Here is a 1,488-nt window from a genome sequence, read left to right on the forward strand (position 1 = left end):
GGGGTGTCCACGGGCCCGGGTGCGACCGCATTCACCCGGACACCGAAGGCGATCAGCTCCTTGGCGGCTGCCTGGGTCAGCGCCTGCGCACCGGCCTTCGAGGCGGCGTACGGCCCATAGCCGGTGAGGGTGTCGAAGGCGGCTGACGAGCTCACCGTGACCACGGCGCCCTCACCTCGCGGCACCATCACGCGGGCCGCGGCCCGCAACACGTGGAAGGTGCCGTCGAGATTGACCGCCATCAGTCGCCGCCACGTGTCGTCAGTGACCGTGCGCAAGGCATCGATGGGCGTCCCTGCGGCACGGGCTGCGTTCAGCAACGCCTTCGACGCCGGGTCGTCGACGCCCGCGGCGTGGATCACCACGTCGAGGCGCCCGTGCTCGGCCACCGTCGCATCGACGACGGCATCGACATCGGCGGCCCGGGAGACGTCCACGCGCGCCGGCCGGACGGTCGGCAGCTCAGCAGCCATGGCTTCTGCGCTCTCCTCGTTGAGGTCGGCGATCACGACCGCGGCACAGCCCTCTGCCGCCAGCCGGCGGACGACGGCGGCGCCGATGCCGGACGCACCTCCCGTCACCAGCGCGACCTTTCCTGCGAAGCGAGCTTCGGTGCTCATCGCTCAGTTCCTCTCATTGATCTGGTTCTTCAGTGGGTCATCAGTGCGTCCAGCAGCACGCGGGTCCGCGGCTCCTCGTCGAGCAGCCGCCAGACGTGCTCGCGGAGTCGGTGCTCGGGAACGGTCAACCGCACGGTCTCCGACGCGACGTGGTCGGCCCACGAGTTCATCGGGAAGGTCTCCACGAACACGCCGGGATGCTCCAGGTCGACCAGGAGCTCCCAGCGGCTCGCGCCCAGGCGCTGCCGCGAGAGCCGGAGTGCCTCGACGGCTTCGAGGAACGCCGGCACCTTGTCGTACGACGGCACGTAGGTCACCTCGATCCGTACCGGTCGGTCCAGCTCCACCTCGCCCAGGCTGGGCGTCTCGACCTCCGCCAGGTCCGGCGCGATGCCGTCACTGGGGAGCAGGCCGTGCCTGAGGAAACCGCTCGCGGCGATGGCCATCAGCACCGCCGCGACACCCAGCGCGCCGCTCAGCCCGATGAGGTCGGCGAGCACACCCCAGGCGAGGGCGCCGAGCGCCTGGCAGCCCTGGAAAGCCAGCAGGATGAGGGCGATGATCCGCGGTCGCACCCAGTCGGGAAGTGCCTGGTGCGCCGCCGTCATCCAGGTCGTCTGTACACCGACCCAGGCGGCTCCGCCCAGCACCAGGAGCGCACCGACCACGACCCGGTCCGAGCTGAGCGCGAGGCCCGCGAGCATCAGGCCGAAGGCGACCGACCCGGCGAACCCGAAGTGGTTGACGGCAAGCCGTGCGCGCACGGGCGCGAGCAGCACCGTGCCGCCGACGGCCCCGACTCCGACCGCTGCGAAGAGCAGCCCGAAGCCGTTGGAGTCCAGTCCCAGGCGGTCGTGGACCACGAGCG

2 protein-coding genes are annotated in these 1,488 nt (G+C 71.2%); both read right to left on the reverse strand.

The features are described from left to right. The coding region (locus ACOADB_RS00795) for an SDR family NAD(P)-dependent oxidoreductase (RefSeq protein WP_378596020.1) at window positions 1–620 on the reverse strand (620 nt) is incomplete at its 3' end. A 29-nt stretch (window positions 621–649) separates the two neighbouring features. After that, on the reverse strand, window positions 650–1,488 hold an 839-nt coding region (locus ACOADB_RS00800; RefSeq protein WP_378596021.1), incomplete at its 5' end, for an MFS transporter.

The organism is Nocardioides sp. CPCC 206348 (assembly GCF_048654705.1).
Lineage (GTDB): Bacteria > Actinomycetota > Actinomycetes > Propionibacteriales > Nocardioidaceae > Nocardioides.